Source organism: Pseudomonas cerasi, from assembly GCF_027983475.1.
GTDB classification, from domain to species: domain Bacteria; phylum Pseudomonadota; class Gammaproteobacteria; order Pseudomonadales; family Pseudomonadaceae; genus Aquipseudomonas; species Aquipseudomonas cerasi.
This window is the reverse complement of the sequence record NZ_JAQJVM010000002.1, coordinates 660,291-682,119: the sequence shown is the minus strand read 5'-3', so window position 1 is coordinate 682,119 and position 21,829 is coordinate 660,291. Positions and strand designations below refer to the sequence as shown.

The window sequence follows — 21,829 nt, the reverse complement described above, 5'->3', positions numbered from 1 at the left end:
CTAACCTGTGCCGACTCATTTTTAACGTCGCCAGGTCAGGACGCATGCAAGCATTTGATTCAACCCTGAAGCAGTCCGAAATAACCACTCATTCGCCAGCCTGGGGCGCCGTGTTTTCGATGGCGCTGTGTGTGGTGGTGCTGATTGCGTCGGAGTTTATGCCGGTCAGCCTGCTGACACCTATCGCGCAGGACCTCGGCATCAGCCAAGGGCAGGCAGGGCAGGCGATTTCGATCTCCGGCTTTTTTGCCGTGCTGACCAGTCTGCTGAACACGCCGCTGACCGGACATCTGGATCGCAAGCCTGTCCTGCTGGGCTTCAGCCTGTTGCTGCTGGTGTCTGGCGTGATCGTCACGCTGGCCTCCAACGGCTGGTTGTTCATGACAGGCCGTGCATTGCTCGGGATTGCCATTGGCGGCTTCTGGTCGATGTCGACCGCTACCGTGATGAAGTTGGTGCCGAAGCAATCGGTCGCCAAGGGCCTGGCACTGATCAACGGCGGCAATGCGCTGGCGGCGACGGTCGCCGCGCCATTGGGCAGCTTCATGGGCCAGTACATCGGCTGGCGCGGGGCGTTTTTCTTGGTTATCCCGCTCGCGGCGCTGGCGTTTGCCTGGCAGTGGCTGAGCCTGCCGGCCATGCGCAGCCAGCCGAACAACCGGGCACGCAATCCGTTCCGCCTGCTGCGCAACCCGCAAGTGGCCGTCGGCATGAGCGCGATCCTGTTGCTGTTCATGGGCCAGTTCGCCGTCTTCACCTACCTGCGCCCGTTTCTGGAAGAGATCACCGGGGTCAGCGTCAACACGTTGTCCCTGATGCTTTTGGCGCTGGGGGCCAGCGGGCTGGTCGGCACCTACCTGATCGGCAGGCTGCTGCACACAGGCCTGTATGCCTGCCTGATCGCCATTCCGTTGCTGATGGCGGTGCTGGCCGTGGCGCTGACCGGCCTGGGCCATTCACCTCAGTCCGTCGCCATTGTGCTTGCCGTCTGGGGGCTGATTGCCACACCTGCACCGGTCGCCTGGGGCCTGTGGTTGAGCCGCACGCTGCCCGACGATGCCGAGGCAGGCGGCGGCCTGATGGTGGCGACCATTCAATTGGCGATCACCGCCGGGGCCGGCATCGGCGGCGCGCTGTTCGACAGCCTCGGTTGGTGGAGCCCGTTCGCATTCGGTGGCGTGTTACTGGCGTGTTCGGCCGCGCTGGCCTGGACGGCACGCGACAACGCGTCCCTGCAGGAAAGCAACACCGGTCAGGGCCGGGCAGATAAACGCGGGTCAATTTATCAACGAGGTAACACGCCATGAAAAAGATTCTTTTGATGCTTGGGCTTTTAATCAGCTCATACGCTGCGACAGGAGCAGACATGTCTCAAGGTGCCGATAATTTCTACACAAGCGACAAGGTCGTTGCGCAAAAAGTGCTGTTCAACAACCAGTACAAGATGAAAGTCGCGGGCAACCTGTTTATACCCAAAGGCTCGAACCCGAACGTTAAAGCTCCGGCCATCATCATCGGCCATCCGATGGGGGCGGTGAAGGAGCAAAGCGCCAATCTCTACGCGCAGAAACTGGCCGAGCAAGGGTTTGTCACCTTGTCGCTGGACCTGTCGTTCTGGGGCGGGAGCGAAGGCCAGCCGCGTAATGCCGTTTCACCGGATATCTACGCCGAAGACTTCAGCGCCGCAGTGGACTTCCTGAGCACGCAGACCTTCGTGGACAAAAAACGAATCGGCGTGCTGGGGATTTGCGGCAGCGGCAGCTTTGTCATCAGTGCCGCGAAGATCGACCCGCGCATGAAAGCCATCGCCACGGTGAGCATGTATGACATGGGCGCCGCCAACCGCAACGGCCTGAAACATTCGCAGACGCTGGCGCAGCGCAAGAAGATCATCGAGCAGGCGGCACTGCAGCGCGACGTGGAATACAACGGCGGCGACACCGCGTACACCAGCGGCACGGTACACAAACTGACTGACACATCCGGCCCGATCGAACGCGAGTTCTATGATTTCTATCGCACGCCACGGGGCGAGTTCACGCCTGAAGGCCAGTCCCCCGAACTGACCACTCACCCGACGCTGACCAGCAACATCAAGTTCATGAACTTCTATCCGTTCAACGACATCGCGACCATCTCGCCACGCCCGATGTTGTTCATCGCCGGCTCAAAGGCGCACTCTCTGGAGTTCAGCGAGGAAGCGTACAAACTGGCCGGCCAGCCCAAGCAACTGATCATCGTGCCGGAGGCCGGGCATGTGGATCTGTATGATCGGGTCGATCTGATCCCGTTCGACAAGTTGGGCGAGTTTTTCAAGAACAACCTGAAGTAATCCGCCGGAAGACAATACGTATGAAAAGGCCCTGCACGATCAGGGCCTTTTCATTATCGGTCACTGGTGGTTTCAAATCTGCCTAAAGATATGCAGGCTCATCCTCATCACGAAGGTGAATGTCCAGTCCCTGCCGACCCACTGCAAGATGAGGACGCAATGTCAGTGCCGGGATCTCGTAGTCACCGTCGTTCTGCCTGCGAAACGGCAAGGGCTCAAGGGTGAACAGGGTATCCAGGCGGTTGCCGTAATCGGCGCAAATGCGGGCAAATGTCGCGCTGTCCACCTTGCCTGCCCGGTACACAGGGAAGGGCGCGAGCACATCGAAACCTGGATAGAACAGGATGCCGTGCTGGATAGGAAAGAGCACGTCGTTCAGCGCTCCGTTTACGCCACGCTCGCTGTAGTGGGACTCCCAGCCGCCCATGGTCACCGTCAGCATGGCGCGCTTGCCTGCCAGCGTTCCCTCACCGTATCGATCACCCCAGTGCTGGTCGCTGTGCTCGCCCACGCCGTAGGCGAAACCACAGGCGTACACCCGCTCTATCCAGCCTTTCATGATCGCCGGCATCGAAAACCACCATAGCGGAAACTGAAATATGACGGCGTCTGCCCAGAGCAATCTGGCCTGTTCGGCCTCGATGTCCGGCGGTTGAATACCGGCGGCAAATACGCGTTGCGACTCAAGGGCAGGGTCAAAGCGGCTGCTGCTCTCAAGGCCTGGTGCATCGTTGGCGTCGATTGTCGCCTTCCAGCCCATCTGGTAAAGGTCGGACACCTGCACCTGATGGCCTTTACTCTGCAGATGATCGACTGCGAAGTCTTTCAACGACCCATTCAGCGAGCGCGGTTCGGGGTGGGCGTAGACAATAAGTACGTTCATGAGGGGCTCCGGTTTGTCTGTCATGAGGCAACGCTACAGACTCGATCGGGTATGCTGGAAATCAATCTCCCAAACACTGGGTATGTGCATGAACAATACCTTGCGGCGTATCGACCTCAATTTGCTGATCACGCTGGATGCATTGCTCTCGGAGCAGAACGTGACCCGCGCGGCGCATCGGCTGAACCTGACTCAGCCGACGGTCAGCCTGCAATTGGGCAGGCTGAGGCAGGTACTGGATGATCCATTGCTGTTGCCGGGACCGCGGGGCATGACCCCGACTGCGCGGGCTGAACAACTGCGCGAACCGCTCAGGCAGGCGCTTGCAGCGCTGGAGTCCGCTTTGCTGCCCGGCCGGGATTTCGACCCGGCAAAGGCCGATCACACCTGGCGCGTGGCCGCCAGCGACTACGCGACCATCGCGTTGATATGGCCGTCGCTCGGCAGGTTGCGCAGCAGTGCTCCGGGTACGCGCCTGGCCCTGTTGAACAAGCACCCGGTCAGCCTTGCCGCGGATCTAGAAAGCGGTCGACTGGATCTGGCGTTGCACACCCGCGATGAGGCGCCGCCCAAGCTGCGTCAGCGGTCGTTGATCCATGAACGTTATGTGCTTGCTGCCCGGCATGATCATCCGGATTTTGTGCAGCCCGTATCGCTGACACGTTTCTGTGAGCTGGAGCATGCGGTCATGTCTCCCAACGGCGGCGGGTTCGCCGGAAGCACCGATCAGGCCCTGGCGGCGCAGGGGTTAAGCAGACGGGTCGTGTTGTCGGCGCCGCATTTCGGCTCGCTGGTGTCTGCACTGACCAGCAGCGATCTGGTTGCAGTGGTGCCCGAACGGCTGGTGCGCGCCCAGCCGACGCTCGTGGTTCAGGAACCGCCGCTTTCGATTCCCGGGTTTGAAATGCTCATGCTGTGGCCTGAGCGTTTGCACCGTGATCCGGCTCATATGTGGTTACGAGAACTGATGGCTTCGGCCATTGATTGAGCCGTGCGGCGCTCATGATTCAAGCCCGCAGCCTGCGTTCGCGTAACGCACTCAAACACTCGCGCCCCGCAGCCTCGGCGGTTTGCGTGACTGTCTGGCTGTTGTCCTCGGTGATCCAGGTCAGCAGCCGCACCTGACCCGTCGCCTGGCTGCCGCCGTGCATGCGAGACAGGGTTTCGCGGTGCTTGAGCATGGCTTTCATGCGGGTGGCGAGCATGAAGATATCGTCGATGAAACCGTCTTCGACGTTGTCGTGATGCTCGATGCCCAGCCCCGTGGCGTCGTGGTCGATACGCAGGTGGTAGTGCATGGCCCCGGTTGCATCCTCGCTGCCGAACAGCGCGATGACGAAGCCTTTGCCCAGCAGTGAGCGCAAGGCGTGCTGGATGATTTCCTGCACATCGGGGGTGATCTGTCTGACTTCGCGGCTCATGTAACGACTCCTGACCTGATGAGTAGTGCAGGCAGTATTCAACGACGGGATGTAAAGCGCGGTCCGGGCCAGGTAATGCTGGGTAAAGACCGCCTTGTTCATGCTGTAAAAGCTCCGCCTCAAAAGGTCTGGCCCAGCGAGAACTGGAACACTTGGGTCTCGGCGTCTTCGGGCTTTTTGATCGGCACGGCGAGGTCGAAGCTCAGGGGGCCGAGCGGCGAGTACCAGGTCACGCCGACGCCGACCGAACTGGCCATCTGGTCGATATTGATGTTGCCGCAGTTCTGCGTGGTGGTCAGGTAGCACTTGTCCGCGTAAACCGTGCCGAAGTCCCAGAACAGCGAGGTGCGCAGGGATTTCTGGTCTTTGACGAAGGGCATCGGGAACAGGTATTCCATGCCGCCGGTGATCAGGATGTTGCCGCCCAGGGCTTCGGTGTCGCGGTCGGAATAGTAGATCTGCCCCTGACTGGCGTAGGTGCCGGTGGCGGGGGTATTGCGTGGCCCCAGCGTGCCGTCCTTGAAGCCACGCACGGTGGCCTGGCCGCCCGCCGTATAGTTTTCGTAGAAGGGCAGGCCGTCGGTATCGCCGTAACCGTTGCCGTAGCCGAGTTTGGTATGCAGGCGCAGCGAGGTGGTGTCGCTGAGCGGCAGGAAGGTCTGGCCGTTGTAGTCGAGTTTGTAGAACTGCAGGTCACTGCCCGGCACGGTGCTGGTCAGGGTCAGGCTTTGCGAGTGACCGCGGGTGGCCAGTACGCCTTTGTTGAGGGTCGATTCCGACCAGCCGACGCTGGCCTTGAGGTTGGTGAACGCATCCCCCTCGCGCTCGATGAAGTCGTAGATCTCGTCAGCGCTGTAGCTGCCGGCGTCGAGGGTGTCACGCTGGATCGACAGCCCGTAGGTCAGGCGCGATGTTTCGCTGATCGGATAGCCGAGGTTGACCCCGGCGCCCACGCTGTTGAGCGAATAGTAGGAGACCTCGTCGTCATCGTCGTAGTACTTGCTGTAGTCGGTCGCGTTGTAGAAAACGTTGTAGCCCAGGCTCACCCCGTCAGGCGTGAAGTACGGGTTGGTGAACGCGAAGTTGTACTTGGTCTGGTACTCGGAGCGGGTCATGCCAAGGCTGGCGAAGTTGCCGGTGCCGAGGATGTTGTTCTGCGAGATGGAGCCACCCAGTATCAGCCCGGCGCTTTGCGAAAAGCCCACGCTGGCGGTGATGTTGCCCGAGGCCTGTTCTTCGACGGCGTAGTTGATGTCCACCTGATCGTCGGTGCCGGGGACCGCTGGCGTTTCGACGTTCACTTCCTTGAAGAAACCGAGACGCTCCAGGCGCACCTTCGACTGGTCGATCAGGTAGGTCGAGGCCCAGCCGCCTTCCATCTGACGCATTTCACGGCGCAGCACCTCATCGGCGGTCTTGGTGTTGCCGCGAAAGTTGATGCGGTTGGCGTAGGCGCGCTTGCCGGGGTCGACCACGAAACTGATATCGACGGTGTGATTGGCCTCGTTGGCTTTCGGCACGCCATTGACGTTGGCGAATGTGTAGCCATCGTTGCCCAGACGACGAGTGATCAGGTTGGTGGTGTCAGTCATGACCTTGCGTGAAAACACCTGCCCCGGTTTGACCAGAATCAGTTGTTCGAGCTGGTCCTTCGGTACTTTCAGGTCGCCGCCCAGTTTGACGCTGCCCACGGTGTACCGGTCGCCTTCGGTGATGTTGACGGTAATGAACACGCCTTTCTTGTCAGGTGTCAGCGATACCTGCGTCGAGTTGATATCCATGTTGATGTAGCCGCGGTCCAGGTACCAGGAGCGCAGTCGTTCCAGGTCGCCGGAGAGTTTTTCACGGGCGTACTTGTCATCGTTCTTGAAAAACGACAGCCAGTTGCTGGTCTTGAGCTGAAACTGATCAGCCAGTTGTTCATCGGAGAACACGGTGTTGCCGACCACGTTAATGTGCTGGATCGACGCCACCGTCCCTTCGTCGATGGTGATTTTCAGGGCAATGCGGTTGCGTGGTGCAGGCAGCGCCTGGGTATCGACCGAGGCACTGTAGCGGCCCTGGGAGACATACTGGCGTTGCAGTTCATTGCGCACGCCTTCAAGCGTGGCGCGCTGGAATATCTCGCCCTCACTGAGCCCCGACTGCTTGAGCCCCTTCATCAGGTCGTCGGTGCTGATGACCTTGTTGCCGACAATCTCGATACTGGCGATAGAAGGGCGTTCGACTACATTGATCACCAGCACATTGCCATCGCGTGCAACGTTGATGTCTTGAAAGAAACCGGTCTTGAACAGTGAGCGCGACGCGTCGGCCAGACGCTGCTCATCGGCCTGATCGCCGACATTGAGCGGCAGCGCAGCGAATACGCTGCCGGCAGATACGCGTTGCAGGCCGTTGACGCGGATGTCCGAGATGGCAAAAGTATCGGCGTGTACCAGCGGGATGCTGAATAACAGGCAGAACGATAGAAGCAGACGCGAAGAAATCATCAAACCCTTTCCAGAAAGCTGCGACAAAGGCATTTGAGCGCTGCCGATGACACGCCAGAAAGGGCCGGTCCGGCGGGCGCTGTTGGCTGCGCAGCATAGGGGGAGGGCATGTTGGGGACGGTTAACGCCGTGTAAGGTTAGGTAAAGATCAACGAGCCCGGCTGACACGCCGCAGCAGCGCCGGGATAATCGGCAACCACCAATCAAGGGCCTGCCATGACTTCCGTATTGCTTGTCGATGATGATCGGGAACTGACGGAAATGCTCAGCCAGTACCTGACCCGTGAAAGCTTCGACGTGACCTGCACCAACAGCGCTGAAGAGGGCGAGGTTGAAGCCTTGTCCGGGCGTCACGACATCGTCGTGCTGGACATCATGATGCCGCGCATCTCCGGCATTGAGGTGCTGCGGCGGATCCGTGCGCAAAGCCAGGTGCCGGTGATTCTGCTGACCGCACGCGGCGACAATATCGACCGTATTTCCGGTCTGGAATTGGGCGCCGACGATTACGTGCCCAAGCCCAGCTCTCCGGGTGAGCTGGTGGCGCGTCTGCGGGCGATCATGCGCCGGGTGCGTGCGGTGCCGGTGATCGAGACGGTCAGGGAGGTGATTCAGGCCGGAGAGCTGATGCTCTGGCCAGGCAAGCGTGAAGCGCGCTGGCAGGGCGTGACGCTTGAACTGACCGGCAACGAGTTCTGCCTGCTCGAAGAGCTGGCGCGGCATGCCGGGCAACTGGTCAGCAAACAGAACCTGTCGATGAACGCGCTGGGACGGCCGCTGGCCCGCTACGATCGCAGTATCGACGTGCACATCAGCAGCATTCGCCACAAGCTCGGCCCGCGCAACGATAACCAGAGCTGGATACAGAGCGTGCGTAATCTGGGCTATATGTTGATCACGCCATGAGACCGAGCCGGTTGTTCTGGAAGCTGTTTCTGGCGTTCTGGCTGGCGACCAGCCTGACCTTCATGGTCGGTGCCGGCCTGTTCATGTTCACCCAGTCGGGGCGTGGCGATCCTTCGTTCAGCACGGTGCTCGACAACGAAGTGCGCATTTTGCAGCGCTCGGGCATTGCCGCAGGGCAGGCGTTGCTTGATGCCTGGCAGCCGGAGGGTCACAGCAAGGTCGGTCTGTACGACAGCCAGGGGATGCTGCTGGCGGGCGATTTGCTGGAAAACCCTCGCTTCGAACTCGCCGTGCGTACGCGCGAAGGTGCAATCGTGCATATCCGCTCTACCCAGCGCCCCAACCATGACGATCAACCCTCTCACCTCAATCCGCTGATCACCGGCACGGTCATGAGTGCGCTGTTCAGCTGGTTTCTCAGCAGCTATCTGGTGGCACCGCTGATTAAATTGCGCGAGGCGATGGGCAAGGTCGCCAGAGGCCGATTCGACACACGGGTGAAACCTGATATGGGCCGCCGGCGCGATGAAATCGTCGACCTCGCCGAGGATTGCGACCGCATGGCCAATCAGCTCAAGGTCATGGCCGACTCCCAGCAACAACTGCTGCATGACATTTCCCATGAGCTGCGTTCGCCGCTGACGCGCATGAGTGCCGCCATCGGCCTGCTGCGCCAGGAGCCGACCCAACTGGACATGCTCGAACGCATCGAGCGCGAATCGGAGCGAATGGACTCGCTGATCGAAGAATTGCTGACCCTGGCGCGCATGCAGAGCGATGTCGAAAGCCTGACCCGCGACCAGGTCGATGTCATCAGCCTGCTGGCAGCCATCGTCGAAGATGCCGAATTCGAGGCCGGACTGAAGCAGTGTCGGGTCAGGCTGCAGGCTCCCGGATCTTTCGTCGCCCAGGTCGACAGCGAATTACTTTATCGGGCCTTCGAAAACGTGATCCGCAATGCCGTTCGCCACACGGCGGTCGGCACGGATGTGGTGGTGGTCGCCAACGTTCAGGCCCAGCCGCTGTGCCTGATGGTCAATGTCATCGATCAGGGGCCAGGTGTGGACGAGGCGTGTCTGCAACGGATTTTCCAGCCCTTCGAGCGCGGTCCGGAGAATGCCGCGCAGGGCTTTGGTCTGGGCCTGGCCATCGCCCTGCGGGCTATCGAAATGCACGGCGGGCAGATCGCCGCACGCAATCGGCCGGGCGGCGGTCTGGTGGTCGATGTACTGCTGCCGGTGTCGTGACTGCGCTCGATGACCGTCCCTCGGCGCGTTGCTCAATGCTCAGCGCAGCGGCGCCTGCAGACTGGCCCTGAGCCCACCCTGCGGACGATTGTCGAGGCTCACGTTGCCACCCATCAATAGCGCGACTTTCTGCACGATGGCCAGTCCCAGACCCACGCCTTGATCGTTGCCACGGCTGTAGAACGGCTCGAACAAGCGCTCGCGCTCCTGCTCATCGATACCGGGGCCCTGATCGTCGACGTTGAGCCGGAAGCAATGCTCACTGAATGTCAGCCCCACCGTGACCTGGCCACCTTCGGGTGAGAAGTTGACGGCATTGGTGATCAGGTTGTGCAAGGCAATGTCCAGCGCGGGGAAGTCGACCATGACTTCGCGGCTGGCTTCAGTGCATTCAAAGGACAGCTCCAGATGCTTGCTCAGCACCCACGGCGTCAGCTGCACCAGACTGTCGCGCACGGCGCTGACCAGATCCACCGCTACCTTGCCCGCTGGCGAAGGGCCGGGCTCCAGGCGCGCAATGGTCAGTAACTGGTTGACCAGCCGCGTCGTACGGTCCACGCCGATGATCAGGTAGCCCAGCGACTGTTGCCGCTGCTCTTCGTTGTGCGCTTCCAGGACGTTTTGCGCGTGCACCCGCAGGACCGCCAGAGGCGTGCGCATTTCGTGGGCCGCATCGGCAATGAAGCGTCGCTCGCGTTTGAGCAGGTCCTGAATCTGCCCCAGCAGGCGGTTCAGGGCGGCCTGCATGGGCTCCAGTTCAGCGGGCAGGGCGTTGAGTTGCAGAGGGTGCAGAGAGCCGGCGTTACGGCCACGCAGGGTATTGGCGAAATCGGCCAGTGGCCTCAGCCCCCAGCGGATCGCCAGCCAGATGGCGATCATCAGCACCAGACTGCCGATCAGGTTCGGCAAGACCGTGTGACGCACAATGCGGTTGACCAGATCCGAGCGCACGTCATCGCGCTCACCGACCCAGACCAGCAGCCCGTGCTGTTGGTCCCTGAGCACGAAGGCTCGCCATTGATGGCCGGTCATGTCATTGAAATCACTGAACCCGGTGCTCTGTGGCGGATGAGTGAAGGTCGGTGCGCTGGCGGTGTGTACCAGCGAATTGTTGTCCTTGTCCCAGACCTGAAAGGCGATCTTGCCCTCGTAAGGATGGCCGTCCACACGCGGTTCGGCCTGGGCGAGCGCCTGATTGAAGGCCTGATAGAGCTGCGCGTGCTCCTTGCGCTCCATGGGCATGCGCATCACGCCTTCCAGCAGTCTTGCGTTCTGCGCCAGCTGGGCATCGTAGATTTCCGCGATTTCGTGATTGCTGTCATGCACGTTGAACAGCGTCAGGACCAAAAGACCACACAGCAGCAGGCCGATGATCAGGGTCAGTGTGCGGCGGCGTATCGACTTCAAGAACGCTCCTCCACCAGGTAACCCACGCCTCGAATGGTACGGATCAGGGTGCTGGAAAACTTTTTGCGCAGATGATGAATGTGCACTTCAAGGGTGTTGCTTTCGGCTTCTTCGTTCCAGCCGTAGAGCAGTTGCATGAGCCGTTCGCGGGTCATGACCCTGCCTGGTGGCGAGAGCAATTCATACAGCAATTGGTATTCCTTGGGCGTCAGCGCAACTGCAGCATCGTGATAGCTGACCTGTTGCGTGCTGGGGTCCAGACGGATGCCGTTGTGTTCGATCAGCACCTTGGCGCGTCCTGCACTCCGGCGTAGCAGGGCGCGCAAGCGGGCTTTCAGCTCGGACACATCGAAGGGTTTGACCAGGTAATCGTCAGCGCCACTGTCCAGGCCGATAATCCGGTCTTCGGTGGCGTCGCGTGCGGTCAGGATCATGACCGGCAGCGTCGAGCCGCTGTGACGCAGTCGACGCAACACTTCAAAGCCGCTCAGCGTCGGCAGGCCGACGTCGAGAATGGCCAGATCGAAGCTCTCGCTGAGCAGGGCATGCAGGGCGCTGCTACCGTCCTTGATCCAGTCAACGGTGTAGCCTTCCCGGCTGAGTGCCTGCTGAATGCCTTCGCCCAGTGCAACGTCGTCTTCGATAAGCAGCAGACGCATGGTCTCTCCGTCAGTTGAGCTTCTTGTTCACGCTGGCGAGCAGCGACTGAATGTCTTTCCTGCGCCCGGCGTCGGCCTCTTCACGGCCCGGACGGGGGGTTGCCTGCAACGCCTTGTTCAGGGCTTGCTGTGCTTGAGCATAGTTGCCTTGATCGAACTGATGTTGCGCCGAGAAAAATAGCGTATCTATGCCGTTCGGGTTGATTTTCAACGCCTGCTCCAGCAATTGCCCGGCCTTGGCCGAGTCGCCGAAGCCTATCGGCCAGCCGGGGACTTTGTCATACAGCGCTGCCAGGCTGGTGTAGGCCGAGCCTTGCAAGGCATTGGCGTCGAGGGTCATGGCCTTTTCCAGGTCGGCCTTTGCCTGTTTGGCTTTGCCCAGCGCGCCAAGGCCGCCTTGTGCCCCGGCCCAACTACTGGTGACGATACCCGACCAGATCCACGCTTCTGCTGCGTCGGGACGATCCTGAGTGAAGGCCGTGGTTTGCGTGGCCAGCTTCTCGAATGCGTCGACACGCTGCTTCTCGGGCAGGCCGTACTGAATATGCGCCCATTCTTTCTGGATACCGGCCAGACGTTGCTGGTCGGGTGCATCGAGTGCCCAGAGCGGCAGGCTGATCAGGCTCATGACGACGAAAGCGATTCTTTTCATGGTATGTGCTTCTCTTGCGCAATGGGTGAACTGTGGTGGCGGATCAACGGGAGATGCTTGCGCAGGCCGCGGTCCACGAGGGTCGGCAACAGGCTGTTGAGCCTGACGAAAAAACGCTCCGGCCACCCCAGGTAAAGCTCTCTGCGGTTACCTGCAATGGCTTGGAGCACCGCTTGGGCAACGTCTTGCGGGTCGTCGACTGCCGAGCTCAGCGCGTCGTTCAGGGCCTGTGCTGCGGCGCTGTTCATGCTGGTCCGGGTGGCACGCGGGGCGACGTACAGTACGCCCACCCGGGTGTCGGCCAACTCGCGACGCAGCGCTTCGGAAAACCCTCGCAACGCAAACTTGCTGGCGCAGTAGGTGGCATACCCGGCATGGCCGATGGAGCCGTAGGTAGAACCGACGTTGACCACCATGGCTTCGCTGGCCTGCTTGAGCACCGGCAGCATCAGGCTGGTCAACAGGATCGGTGCATGCACGTTGAGGGTCAGCATGGAATCGATGTCGCTGGCTGACAGCTGCTCGAGCATCGCGAAATGGTTGGTGCCCGCCGCATTGATCAGCAGGTTGACGCCAGGCACGGCGCCAACCGCACGGACTACTTGCTGACGACCTTGCGCCGTGCACAGGTCCGCCTCGACCCAGTGCAGGTTGGCCGGGTAGAGCTCGAGCAACTGACGCAGCGGATGCACGTGCCGCGACACCGCCAGCACCTTGGCGCCCTGGCTGCACAGTGCCTGGGCGATTGCCAGACCGATGCCGCCGCTGGCACCGGTGAGAACGACGTGCGCGTCAGGCAGCCGCATGATCGGACCCCTTGTGCACGGTCAGCGCAGCGCCCGGCAACTCGCGAAACATCTCTGTGTACAGGCGGTAAACCATGCGCGACGCATGAATCACGGCTTGTTGGTCGTCCGGATCGTCGACCTTGTCCATCAGTTTTCGGAAGGTTTCCATGTGGCCGATGTCCAGGCTGCCGTGAGAGCTCAGGTAACTGAACGCTTCTGGCCCAAGGCCGAGCCCTTTGCGCATGCTGTCTGCTGCGTGCGTAGCCAGGGCAATGCTGGTGCCTTCCAGCACATTGACCATGCCGAACAGGCCCACCGGGTTGCCACGTGCGATCAGGTCGTACAGGTAGGCGACCATCAGTTCGATAGGTGCGCCGGGTTGGCCGTTTTCCACGGCGTCAGCCTGACCGCCGCAGGCACGCAGGTCGTTGAGTACCCACTTTTCATGCCCGTATTCGTCCTCGATGTACTCACAGACGGCCGCGCGCAGCCATTCCATGCGCGACGGCAGCCTCGCGCCGCAAGCCATCATCAACGGCACGGTATGGCGCACGTGGTAGTAGGCCTGAGTCAGAAACGCCCGGTAACTTTCCAGGCTGACCTGGCCGGCCATTGCCTGGCGGATGATCGACAGGTTGAACAGGGTTTCGCGTTGTTCCTGGGTCGCATCCTGCAGGGTCTGAAAAAAGCTCATGACAAGGCACCTTGGGTCAGGTTGGAGGGCGTGAAAAGGGTTTGGTAGCGTTCAAGAATGGCCTCGCGGCGAGGCCGGCCATTCGCGGTGGACAAGCCGTTTGCCGGGCTGAAAGGCTCGTCGAGACGGGTCCAGCTCGTGACGCGGGCGTAGTCGGGCAGCGCCTGATTGGCCCTGTTGACGGCTTCTTCGATCTGCAGGTCAGTGGTGCCGGGGCGCGATGGCCAGAGCAGGGCGTGATTGGACGGCAGAGCCTCGCCATACACGAACGCCTGGGCGATGCAGAGGTTCTGGGTCAGTTCGGCTTCGATCCATTCCGGATTGACGTTGCGTCCGAAGCTGGTCACGAACTGATGTTTCTTGCGGCCTTTCAAGTACAGGTAGCCGTCAGCATCGAGCTCACCCAGATCGCCGGTAGGCCACCAGGCCGGTGTGGGTGTCGTGTCGCCCAGATAGCCGAGCATCGGGCTGCCGGCCACCAGCACTTCGCCGTCAGCCGCAAGCCTTAGCCAAATGTGCGGCAGTGGGCGACCGACACTGCCGGCACGCTGGGCGTCCGGTCGATTGAGGGTGATGACCGAGGCGCACTCCGACAGACCATAGCCCTCGAAGACCGGCAGGCCTGCCGCTTGAGCGCGTGACAGCAGATCAAGGCTGACGCGTGCGCCACCGACTGCGGCGAAGCTCAGCATCGACGCATCGAACGCGCCCGCTTCGCAGGCCGTCACCAGCAGCAGCAACAATTGCGGAACCAGAATCATGCTGTCCGGGCGGCGCTGCTGTAAAAACATCAGCAGACGCGACGCATCGACGCCACTGGCACCCTGGATACCCAGGTCCTGCTGGCTAGGCAGGCTGATGCGTGCGCCGGCATACAAGGCCGCGTAGCAGCCAATGTTTTCCAGCAGGATCGCCAGCGGCAACAGGCTCAGATGATGTACGGGGTGTACCGACTGACTGGCTTCATGAAGCCCGCGAGCTACCCTGAGGATGCTGTCGGCGCTCAGGCACACGCCCTTGGGGGTGCCCGTAGTGCCCGACGTGAAGGTCAGTTTGGCGGTGCCCGCCGGCATGTACGGTTGCTCGGCAGCGCGGCGTTGCCAGAGTGCGCCGTGTTGCCTGTAATCAGAGGCCTGCAGCTCTTGGGCGAAGATCGATCCGGTAATCACCGTGTCCGCCTGGCTTCGTTCCAGGCAGTGTTGTCGTTGAGCGGCGCTGAAGAACGGCGGCAGCGCCACGCAGCTCAGGCCTTCGAACAGCACGGCCAGGTCCCAGAGCAGGGCGTCGGGGCTGTTGTCCAGCAGCAGCGCCACGATCCGCGCATTGGCGACGCGCAATTGTTCGCGGCGCTGCGTAACCTCTTCGATCAGTGCGGTGTAATCCAGCGTCCGGTCTTCGCCTTGCAGGGCGATGGCCCGGGGCTGCTCATCGGCCAGCGTCTGCAGTTTTTGCCAAAAGGCTTCACGTTCATGCGACATGGCTATCAGGCTCCAGTGTCTGTGGCAGTCCAAAGCGCTCGAAGATGCCCATGCTGCTCAGGTGCAGAAAACCGGCACGGATGTCGCCGACATGCACGCTGGGCCGTGAGTCGTAATACGAGCCCCAGGTGTGACGTTCTTCACCCAGGCGTGCCGGATCGGCAGTGCACAGCGTGACCGGATTGAGGCCCAGACGATTGAAGCTGTTGACCAGCGCCGCATTGCCGGTAAAGGCGACCCATTCGAAACCGCCCATCGCCAGCAACCAGGTCACTGTGATGATGCTCAGCCGGGCGCTGCCCAGACTGCTGGCCGCCAGGTTGCCGACTTCGACAATGCCCTGGCGCTCGATCAGTCGCCCTGCTGCAGCGTTGACCTGTTGTTCGATGGGCGCATCCAGATAGTTCTCCAGAAACAATGTGCCGGCGCTGGCGTGACGAATGCCGGCAACCGCACACAGCGCGCCGCTGCCGTCCTGAAGCCCGAAAAGCTCCGGCATGAATTGCCTGACGTCGGCGTTGTGGGCCTTGCGAAATTGTTGCTGAACGAACCGTTCCAGAGGCTCACGCGGCTGTTCATGCGCCAAGGCGCGGAAGAGGGTCAGGGTGGGGGCCCCGGCATTGCCAAAACTCAGCGGTAGACGAATGTTCGAATCGATATCAGGCATTGGCGAGGCTCCTCCCCCGGTCAGCGAGTAGGGTGGAGTATCGAAGCGCTTTCTTAACCGAATCTGAAGGTAGAAAAAGAAATCACGACCTTCGGTTTTTTGCGCGCAAGAGGGGGGGAAGAGAGGGTCGAGGCGCGGGTTTGCGGCGTTGCCCGGCAAACTTGCGAATGGCCTTTATGCGCCCGTTGGTAAACAAAATCGGCCTTTGTTGGTAAAGAAACTCGGCCCCGGCGCTCGAAACCGTTACGCTATGCGGCTGTATTTTTGTTTTTCGTCGAGGTAGCACCCGTGTTTTCCGAATTCGCCCTGCACGAACGCCTGCTCAAAGCTGTGGCCGAGCTTAAATTTGTCGAGCCTACGCCCGTGCAGGCGGCCGCCATTCCGCTCGCACTGCAAGGGCGCGACCTGCGGGTGACTGCGCAAACCGGTAGCGGCAAGACCGCCGCATTTGTGCTGCCGATCCTCAACCGTCTGATCGGCCCGGCCAAGGTTCGCGTCGACATCCGTGCGGTGATCCTGCTGCCGACCCGTGAGCTGGCTCAGCAGACGCTCAAGGAAGTCGAGCGCTTCTCGCAGTTCACATTCGTCAAGGCCGGTTTGATCACCGGTGGCGAGGACTTCAAGGTTCAGGCCGCGATGCTGCGCAAGGTGCCGGACATTCTGATCGGCACGCCGGGGCGTCTGCTGGAGCAGTTGAACGCAGGCAATCTGGACCTCAAGCACGTTGAAGTGCTGGTACTGGACGAAGCCGACCGCATGCTGGACATGGGCTTCTCCGAAGACGTCGAGCGTCTGGCCGGCGAATGTGCCGGTCGTGAGCAGACCATGCTGTTCTCGGCGACCACCGGCGGCGCTGGCCTGCGGGAAATGATCGGCAAGGTGCTCAAGGATCCACAGCACCTGCAAGTGAACAGCGTCAGCGAACTGGCTTCCGGCACACGCCACCAGATCATCACTGCCGACCACAATGTGCACAAAGAGCAGGTCCTCAACTGGCTGCTGGCCAACGAGACTTACCAGAAAGCCATTATCTTCACCAATACCAAGGCTATGGCCGACCGTCTGTATGGCCGTCTGGTGGCGCTGGAATACAAGGCGTTCGTGCTGCACGGCGACAAGGACCAGAAGGACCGCAAGGCGGCCATCGACCGTCTCAAGCAAGGCGGCGCGAAAGTCATGGTCGCCACCGATGTGGCGGCTCGCGGCCTTGATGTCGAAGGTCTGGACATGGTGATCAACTTCGACATGCCACGCAGCGGCGATGACTACGTCCACCGCGTCGGGCGTACCGGTCGCGCAGGCAGCGACGGTCTGGCGATCTCGTTGATCTGTCATGGCGACTGGAACCTGATGTCGAGCGTGGAGCGCTACCTCAAGCAGAGCTTCGAGCGTCGCGTCATCAAGGAAGTCAAAGGCACCTACGGCGGGCCGAAGAAGGTCAAGGCCTCCGGCAAGGCAGTAGGCGTCAAGAAGAAAAAGACCGACGCGAAGGGCGACAAGAAGAAGGTCGCGGCCAAAGGGCCGACCAAACGCAAGACAGTCAACCGTCCCAAGTCCGACCTGGTCAGCCAGGACGGCATGGCCCCGCTGAAAAAACGCAGCACTCCGGCCCCGGCTGCCGAGTGATTGCCGTGATCGCTCCCGAGCATTCGGGAGCGATCGACCTCTTTGCAGTACTGACAACGCCTCGTCACACCGTCCGCCAGCTTCTCTGAACCGTCACACACCTCGCGGGTCACACCCTTGAGTCACATGCCCGTGGCTGGAGGTCATGGGTGATCATTCCATGCTGGACGGAGGTTTAGAAAAATGACTTATAACTGGGACCTTATCGAGCGTTTGTTGCACGATGTGCAGAACAACGGCACCCCATCGACATCCACTGAATTCGAGACACTGCTGAATCGCAGCTACATCGAACCGCGTCCTCGCGAGGAAGGCGGAGATGGCTCGACGTACATGCTGACAAAGCGCGGCGCAAGTCTGCTGGCTTTGATCGACAGCAGCATTCCGGGGAATGATCACCCCCGTCAGGTGCTCAATGAGCAGGCCGGCGACCCCCTTGACCCCGCGCTCTTCGACACCATCGCCAAAAAGCCGCAGATCGCCTGAAACCGCTGACACTGCACATGCCGATTCTGAGGACGCAGAGCGTCCGGAACGGCATACCCACGCAGAGCATGGGTACGATAGTCATCGTTGTGCTGAAATGACCATCGTTCCTCACGCTCCAGCGTGGGAATGCATTGGGTGACGCTCTGCGTCACGATCCTGCGCCGCGCACTCAAGGCAGAACGCAGAGCGTCCGGAACGGCATGCCCACTTCAGAGCATGGGCACGATAGTCATGGTGATAGGGCTAGCGGACTACTTCTGCGACTTCAGGCAATCCAGGTCGGTGAAGTCCTTGCGCATGTCGGCGATGCGGCTCAGCAGTTTGGCGCGCTGTTCCGGGGTGCTCAGGGCGGTGATGTCGACGATCAGCGATATCGCGGCCTTCTCGGTCTGGTCGTAGGCCTTGCGGTATTCAGGGGTCCAGAACGTCTCGCGGTCCTGCAGCAGCGCGGCGATGCGTTGCGGGAAGTCACTGGCCTGACGCTGCTGGACCGTGGCCAGGAACAGGTTCTGCCAGCGCGTACGGTTTTCAATCCACGCCTTGTTCTGCTCGCCCAGTGATGCAGACCATACCTGAATGCGGTCCTTCTGCGCCTGATTGAGCTTGCCGACCCACGGTGTCACGCGTTTTTCCATCCGGTCGGCACGCTCTGCAATCTGGCGCTCCAGTGGCTGGTCGAGGTACTTGTTTTCGCGCTTGCGCTGGTCCTTGGCGAACGACTCCTGCATCTCCTGCACTTGCTTGTCGTCAAAGCGCGACAGCAACTCCACGGCAGACGGGGTGATTTCCTTCGAGATCTTGGCGATCGCCTCTTTGGCTTCGCTGGTACGGGCTTGCAGCCCTTCGTAAGTCACCTGGTCGGTCTTGACCATGTCTTCAAGCTTGTCCAGCCAGGTCAGGTATTCCGGCAGCTGGGTGCTGCAGTGCCAGCTCAAATGCTGTTTGAGGCGCACGTCCAGCCAGCTTTTCTGTTCCGAATTCATGTCCAGGTAGTCGCTGAGCGTCCACGGAATGATCACGTCGAGGTTGCGATACGCCAGTCCTACCTGATTGCATCCTGCGAGCAGTGCAACGGTCATCAACAGCGTGACGAATGCTTTGAATAAAGACTGCATGACATCTCCTTGGCGTACTGACGTGCAGTAGAGGAGTGTAGCGTCTGGCAGTTCAACCGGTTTGGGCCTTTAAAAGAATGAACGCACCGCTTTGAGCGTGAACGTCCCTTCACAGCGCGCGTTGTGGCCGCTGTAGACGCTGCAATCGCCGCCGCTCAGGCTTGAGCCACTGTAGATGAGGTTCATGTCGATGCCCAGCCAGGGGCGTGACAGGTTCAGCGACCAGTCGTTGAAGCCGTTGATCAATCCGCCGTCGGCTGAGGACTGCGGGGTATCGAACTGGTGATTGGCGTACTGCATGCGCACTCCGACCCCCAGTTGCTCGATGGCACCCAGATCAACGAATACCGTGCTGTCGCGGCTGCCGACATCGTTGCTGAAGGCCGCGCCGATGCGGCTGTTGAGCATGCGCAGACCGGCATAGAACTCGTGGCTGTCGATCTGGCTGGTGTCGGGGTAACTGTAACGAATCATCCCCAGCTCGTAGCCAAGGGTGTTATCGAACGGCTTCTTGAAGCCCATGTAGGAATCAAGCTCCATCCCGGTATCGGAGGTCAGGCCCATGTCGGGCGCCCATTGTCCGAAATAGAAACCGCTCTCGTGGGTCAGGTCCAGGCCGCCATGAAAGGAGCCGGAACCGCCGGTGGGCGTCACCAGACCCTGGGCCATGCTGCGCGTAGGCGTGGTGGCGAGTTTCAGGTCGAAATCGCCCAGATCCCGCTCCAGAACCTGGGCAGAGACGGACTGACAAACAAGCATGGCGCTGAAAGACAGCACATGTAAGCGATGGCTGAGCATGGCTCACTCCTTGATCTGCGAGGAGTGTGGTCAGGGATGGCGTATCGAAAATGGCTCAGGAGCCGACACAAGCCGCGAGCTAGAGCCTCGCAAGCATACCGTCGAAATCAGCTGAGGGCGGACCGTTCGTCGATCCGTTGTGTGTCAGTTGGCCGCAGTGGTGCGTGCAGACGGAATGATCAGCCCGCGAATCACCACCAGCGCCTGCTCGAACGACGGGTAGCCGCTCTTGGCGACGTCCAGTTGGGCGTATTCGGCCTGGTAACGTTCAGCAAGTTTTGGGTCGCTGACACTCAGTTGCTGGGAGAGCAGGGCAATGGCCAACGGATGCTTGTGTTTAGCAGCGGTTTGCAGCAAATCGATGATCTGCTTTTGGTCGGCCTGCTGGCGAATCAGCAACACGGCCTGATAGAACTCGGCTTCGCCCGACGCGTCGTCAAGTGCGGCACGACGCAGCATGGCTTCGGCCAGCTCATAGTTTTCGCGGTTGTCTTCGCTGATCAGCAGTTTGGCCTGCAGCATGTCGTTTTGATAGAGCAGGTGCTCCGCCCGGCAAGGGCTGTCGGTGAGCTGACTGTCGTTGGGGCCGTTTTCGCAGTGGTGCGACGCGCAGCCGCCAAGGTAGACAAGTGCACCGAAAAGCATCCAGTTCTTCATTCGAGCATTCCACAAAGAAGATAACGTCCAGAGCGTGATCCAGCTCGTGGTCATAGTGATATCAGAGGAGAGAGTAGCAGCGTGACCGGAAGAATATCCAGCGAAGGATGGTCAATCTAGCGCCTTGAGCGTCAAGGCGCATAGAGATCGACAGGCAGAGCGCGGTTTTACTTTTTACCGAGATTGATCTGCTTGGACGGTGCGAAGGTCTGGCCACTCACGCCTTTGGCAATTTGCTGGATTTCACCGCCGGACTTCAGGAAAGCTGCAATCTGCGCGTTGATCGAGTCGCTCGTTTCAACGGCTGGGGCGGGTTTGGCTTTCGAGTGGGATGCTTTGATACGCATGGCTGCCATTTACCTTCATAAACGTAATACGGCCAGCCAGAGTACAGGAAACGCTTGATTATTGCTTGGTGAATGTGGCAATCGCCTGAGCCGAGCCTGTACTCGTCGGCTTGGTGGATTTGTCTGACACAGCGCTAACCGACTGTTTTCAGGTATAAAATTTCGATGAGAGGCTGCGCCGCTGCGCATCAGGGAAGGCCGCTGAGCATCCGGGAAACTGACGAGTGGAGGCTGTGCCGACACCTTCTGCCACGCAACGCGAACCCGGACTCAAAGTCGGGTAGAATGCCGCCCACGTAATGAGGGTATCTGGAAATGGCTTTAATCGGGCGCTACAACAGCTTGCAAATCGTCAAGCACACGAACTTCGGTCTGTATCTGGACGGCGCGCAGGACGGTGAAATCCTTCTGCCCAATCGGTACATCCCCAAGGACGTTCCTACGGAAGATGAAGACTGGCTCAATGTGTTCGTCTATCTGGACAGCGAAGACAAGCTGCTCGCCACCACTGAAAAACCCAAGGTGCAGGTCGGTGAGTTCGCCAGCCTGAAGGTGGTTGAAGTCAACAGCATCGGTGTGTTCCTCGACTGGGGCCTGCCCAAGGACCTGTTGCTGCCGTACTCCGAAGAGAAGCGCACCTTGCAGGCCGGTGATTACTGCGTGGTTCACGTCTACCTCGACAAGCACACGCGGCGTATTACCGCCACTGCGCGTCTGGACCGCTACCTGGACAAGACCCCCGCCAACTACAGCGTGGGGCAGGAAGTCGATCTGCTGGTGGCTGAAGCCACCGACATGGGCTTCAAGGCGATCATCAACAACAAGCACTGGGGCCTGATTCACAAGAACGAAGTGTTCAAGTTCATGCGCGCCGGCAAGCAGGAAAAGGGCTACATCAAGGAAATCCGCAGCGACGGCAATATCAGCCTGAGCCTGCAGCCCGTCGGTGCAGAGGCTGCCAGCAGCCTGAATTCGAAGATTCTCGCCAAGTTGCGCGAGAACGACGGCACGCTGCCGGTCAGCGATAAAAGTGATCCGCAGGTCATCAGCGGTCTGTTTGGCGTCAGCAAGGGCAACTTCAAAAAGGCCATTGGTGCGTTGTACAAGCAGGGCCAGATCGTGATTCACGCCGACCGTATCGAGTTGGTCTGATACGGCATCGCAGCCTGGG

At 60.4% G+C, this 21,829-nt stretch carries 22 protein-coding genes; 8 read left to right on the top strand and 14 right to left on the bottom strand.

The window, feature by feature from the left end; genetic code table 11:
• Positions 1-44 precede the first annotated feature (44 nt).
• Both PI739_RS12190 and PI739_RS12185 read left to right on the top strand, forming a co-directional pair.
• The gene (locus PI739_RS12190; protein WP_271351865.1) at positions 45-1,307 is read left to right on the top strand and encodes an MFS transporter; all 1,263 of its coding nucleotides are present in this window, start codon (positions 45-47) and stop codon (positions 1,305-1,307) included.
• Positions 1,304-2,332, top strand: coding sequence for an alpha/beta hydrolase (locus tag PI739_RS12185; protein WP_054082143.1), 1,029 nt, complete (start codon positions 1,304-1,306; stop codon positions 2,330-2,332). The genes PI739_RS12190 and PI739_RS12185 overlap by 4 nt, the downstream gene beginning before the upstream one ends.
• Before the next feature lie 82 nt (positions 2,333-2,414).
• Here PI739_RS12185 and PI739_RS12180 read toward each other — a convergent pair whose 3' ends face one another.
• Positions 2,415-3,215, bottom strand: coding sequence for an NAD(P)H-dependent oxidoreductase (locus PI739_RS12180; RefSeq protein ID WP_054082144.1), 801 nt, complete (start codon positions 3,213-3,215; stop codon positions 2,415-2,417).
• Between the two features lie 88 nt (positions 3,216-3,303).
• On the opposite strand from PI739_RS12180, the gene PI739_RS12175 reads away from it, so the two are divergent.
• Complete coding sequence (locus tag PI739_RS12175) at positions 3,304-4,203, top strand: LysR family transcriptional regulator (protein ID WP_054082145.1); 900 nt, start codon at positions 3,304-3,306, stop codon at positions 4,201-4,203.
• 19 nt (positions 4,204-4,222) lie between these two features.
• Here the strand turns inward: PI739_RS12175 and PI739_RS12170 are convergent, their stop codons facing one another.
• Positions 4,223-4,636: a hypothetical protein gene (locus tag PI739_RS12170; RefSeq protein WP_003363403.1), complete on the bottom strand. Its 414-nt coding sequence runs from the start codon at positions 4,634-4,636 to the stop codon at positions 4,223-4,225.
• Between the two features lie 119 nt (positions 4,637-4,755).
• Complete coding sequence (gene bamA, locus PI739_RS12165) at positions 4,756-7,128, bottom strand: outer membrane protein assembly factor BamA (RefSeq protein ID WP_054082146.1); 2,373 nt, start codon at positions 7,126-7,128, stop codon at positions 4,756-4,758.
• Positions 7,129-7,344: 216 nt separating this feature from the next.
• Between bamA and PI739_RS12160 the strand changes: the two genes are divergently transcribed.
• Positions 7,345-8,034: a response regulator transcription factor gene (locus PI739_RS12160; RefSeq protein ID WP_003363397.1), complete on the top strand. Its 690-nt coding sequence runs from the start codon at positions 7,345-7,347 to the stop codon at positions 8,032-8,034.
• Positions 8,035-8,045: 11 nt separating this feature from the next.
• The gene (locus PI739_RS12155; protein ID WP_054082147.1) at positions 8,046-9,281 is read left to right on the top strand and encodes a HAMP domain-containing sensor histidine kinase; all 1,236 of its coding nucleotides are present in this window, start codon (positions 8,046-8,048) and stop codon (positions 9,279-9,281) included.
• Between the two features lie 39 nt (positions 9,282-9,320).
• On the opposite strand, the gene PI739_RS12150 is transcribed toward PI739_RS12155, so the two are convergent.
• Genes PI739_RS12150 through PI739_RS12120 form a run of 7 tightly spaced genes read right to left on the bottom strand, consistent with a single transcriptional unit; the run spans position 9,321 to position 15,626 of the window.
• Positions 9,321-10,688, bottom strand: a complete 1,368-nt coding sequence (locus tag PI739_RS12150; RefSeq protein WP_003431077.1) for an ATP-binding protein — start codon at positions 10,686-10,688, stop codon at positions 9,321-9,323.
• Positions 10,685-11,347: a response regulator gene (locus tag PI739_RS12145; protein ID WP_003393295.1), complete on the bottom strand. Its 663-nt coding sequence runs from the start codon at positions 11,345-11,347 to the stop codon at positions 10,685-10,687. Before PI739_RS12145 ends, PI739_RS12150 begins: the two co-directional genes overlap by 4 nt.
• 10 nt (positions 11,348-11,357) lie before the next feature.
• Positions 11,358-11,999 carry a tetratricopeptide repeat protein gene (locus PI739_RS12140; protein WP_054082148.1) on the bottom strand — a complete coding sequence of 214 codons (642 nt, stop codon included), beginning with the start codon at positions 11,997-11,999 and terminating at the stop codon, positions 11,358-11,360.
• A complete protein-coding gene (locus tag PI739_RS12135; RefSeq protein ID WP_054082149.1) occupies positions 11,996-12,805 on the bottom strand; it encodes an SDR family oxidoreductase in 810 nt (269 codons plus the stop codon). Before PI739_RS12135 ends, PI739_RS12140 begins: the two co-directional genes overlap by 4 nt.
• Positions 12,792-13,481, bottom strand: coding sequence for an iron-containing redox enzyme family protein (locus tag PI739_RS12130; protein ID WP_054082150.1), 690 nt, complete (start codon positions 13,479-13,481; stop codon positions 12,792-12,794). The genes PI739_RS12135 and PI739_RS12130 overlap by 14 nt, the downstream gene beginning before the upstream one ends.
• On the bottom strand, positions 13,478-14,959 hold the full coding sequence (locus PI739_RS12125) for an AMP-binding protein (RefSeq protein WP_054082151.1): 1,482 nt from the start codon (positions 14,957-14,959) through the stop codon (positions 13,478-13,480). Before PI739_RS12125 ends, PI739_RS12130 begins: the two co-directional genes overlap by 4 nt.
• Positions 14,949-15,626 carry a thermostable hemolysin gene (locus tag PI739_RS12120; protein WP_054082152.1) on the bottom strand — a complete coding sequence of 226 codons (678 nt, stop codon included), beginning with the start codon at positions 15,624-15,626 and terminating at the stop codon, positions 14,949-14,951. The genes PI739_RS12125 and PI739_RS12120 overlap by 11 nt, the downstream gene beginning before the upstream one ends.
• A 288-nt stretch (positions 15,627-15,914) precedes the next feature.
• Here PI739_RS12120 and PI739_RS12115 point away from each other — a divergent pair, with 288 nt between their 5' ends.
• Positions 15,915-17,252 (top strand): DEAD/DEAH box helicase, encoded by a 1,338-nt coding sequence (locus PI739_RS12115; RefSeq protein WP_003431067.1) that lies wholly within the window; start codon positions 15,915-15,917, stop codon positions 17,250-17,252.
• A gap of 183 nt (positions 17,253-17,435) precedes the next feature.
• Positions 17,436-17,738: a hypothetical protein gene (locus PI739_RS12110; protein WP_003349651.1), complete on the top strand. Its 303-nt coding sequence runs from the start codon at positions 17,436-17,438 to the stop codon at positions 17,736-17,738.
• 254 nt (positions 17,739-17,992) lie between these two features.
• Here the strand turns inward: PI739_RS12110 and PI739_RS12105 are convergent, their stop codons facing one another.
• The 4 genes from PI739_RS12105 to PI739_RS12090 all read right to left on the bottom strand — a co-directional run bounded on the left by PI739_RS12105 (position 17,993) and on the right by PI739_RS12090 (position 20,667).
• Positions 17,993-18,856 (bottom strand): DUF6279 family lipoprotein, encoded by an 864-nt coding sequence (locus PI739_RS12105; protein WP_003363382.1) that lies wholly within the window; start codon positions 18,854-18,856, stop codon positions 17,993-17,995.
• A 69-nt stretch (positions 18,857-18,925) separates the two neighbouring features.
• Positions 18,926-19,654, bottom strand: coding sequence for a TorF family putative porin (locus PI739_RS12100; RefSeq protein WP_003363380.1), 729 nt, complete (start codon positions 19,652-19,654; stop codon positions 18,926-18,928).
• Positions 19,655-19,798: 144 nt separating this feature from the next.
• Entirely contained in the window at positions 19,799-20,311 is a 513-nt protein-coding gene (locus PI739_RS12095; RefSeq protein WP_003363378.1) for a hypothetical protein, read from the bottom strand.
• A 167-nt stretch (positions 20,312-20,478) separates the two neighbouring features.
• A complete protein-coding gene (locus PI739_RS12090) occupies positions 20,479-20,667 on the bottom strand; it encodes a PFL_1563 family small protein (RefSeq protein ID WP_002554403.1) in 189 nt (62 codons plus the stop codon).
• A 306-nt stretch (positions 20,668-20,973) separates the two neighbouring features.
• On the opposite strand from PI739_RS12090, the gene PI739_RS12085 reads away from it, so the two are divergent.
• Positions 20,974-21,810 carry a CvfB family protein gene (locus tag PI739_RS12085; protein ID WP_003314497.1) on the top strand — a complete coding sequence of 279 codons (837 nt, stop codon included), beginning with the start codon at positions 20,974-20,976 and terminating at the stop codon, positions 21,808-21,810.
• Positions 21,811-21,829: the final 19 nt, after the last annotated feature.

What these genes read in the sequence shown, in the direction of transcription:
- PI739_RS12190 (WP_271351865.1), top strand. Translation starts at nt 45, where the DNA reads ATGCAAGCATTTGATTCAACCCTGAAGCAGTCCGAAATAACCACTCAT.
- PI739_RS12185 (WP_054082143.1), top strand. Translation starts at nt 1,304, where the DNA reads ATGAAAAAGATTCTTTTGATGCTTGGGCTTTTAATCAGCTCATACGCT.
- PI739_RS12180 (WP_054082144.1), bottom strand. Translation starts at nt 3,215, where the DNA reads ATGAACGTACTTATTGTCTACGCCCACCCCGAACCGCGCTCGCTGAAT.
- PI739_RS12175 (WP_054082145.1), top strand. Translation starts at nt 3,304, where the DNA reads ATGAACAATACCTTGCGGCGTATCGACCTCAATTTGCTGATCACGCTG.
- PI739_RS12170 (WP_003363403.1), bottom strand. Translation starts at nt 4,636, where the DNA reads ATGAGCCGCGAAGTCAGACAGATCACCCCCGATGTGCAGGAAATCATC.
- bamA (WP_054082146.1), bottom strand. Translation starts at nt 7,128, where the DNA reads ATGATTTCTTCGCGTCTGCTTCTATCGTTCTGCCTGTTATTCAGCATC.
- PI739_RS12160 (WP_003363397.1), top strand. Translation starts at nt 7,345, where the DNA reads ATGACTTCCGTATTGCTTGTCGATGATGATCGGGAACTGACGGAAATG.
- PI739_RS12145 (WP_003393295.1), bottom strand. Translation starts at nt 11,347, where the DNA reads ATGCGTCTGCTGCTTATCGAAGACGACGTTGCACTGGGCGAAGGCATT.
- PI739_RS12140 (WP_054082148.1), bottom strand. Translation starts at nt 11,999, where the DNA reads ATGAAAAGAATCGCTTTCGTCGTCATGAGCCTGATCAGCCTGCCGCTC.
- PI739_RS12135 (WP_054082149.1), bottom strand. Translation starts at nt 12,805, where the DNA reads ATGCGGCTGCCTGACGCGCACGTCGTTCTCACCGGTGCCAGCGGCGGC.
- PI739_RS12130 (WP_054082150.1), bottom strand. Translation starts at nt 13,481, where the DNA reads ATGAGCTTTTTTCAGACCCTGCAGGATGCGACCCAGGAACAACGCGAA.
- PI739_RS12125 (WP_054082151.1), bottom strand. Translation starts at nt 14,959, where the DNA reads ATGTCGCATGAACGTGAAGCCTTTTGGCAAAAACTGCAGACGCTGGCC.
- PI739_RS12120 (WP_054082152.1), bottom strand. Translation starts at nt 15,626, where the DNA reads ATGCCTGATATCGATTCGAACATTCGTCTACCGCTGAGTTTTGGCAAT.
- PI739_RS12110 (WP_003349651.1), top strand. Translation starts at nt 17,436, where the DNA reads ATGACTTATAACTGGGACCTTATCGAGCGTTTGTTGCACGATGTGCAG.
- PI739_RS12105 (WP_003363382.1), bottom strand. Translation starts at nt 18,856, where the DNA reads ATGCAGTCTTTATTCAAAGCATTCGTCACGCTGTTGATGACCGTTGCA.
- PI739_RS12100 (WP_003363380.1), bottom strand. Translation starts at nt 19,654, where the DNA reads ATGCTCAGCCATCGCTTACATGTGCTGTCTTTCAGCGCCATGCTTGTT.
- PI739_RS12095 (WP_003363378.1), bottom strand. Translation starts at nt 20,311, where the DNA reads ATGAAGAACTGGATGCTTTTCGGTGCACTTGTCTACCTTGGCGGCTGC.
- PI739_RS12090 (WP_002554403.1), bottom strand. Translation starts at nt 20,667, where the DNA reads ATGGCAGCCATGCGTATCAAAGCATCCCACTCGAAAGCCAAACCCGCC.
- PI739_RS12085 (WP_003314497.1), top strand. Translation starts at nt 20,974, where the DNA reads ATGGCTTTAATCGGGCGCTACAACAGCTTGCAAATCGTCAAGCACACG.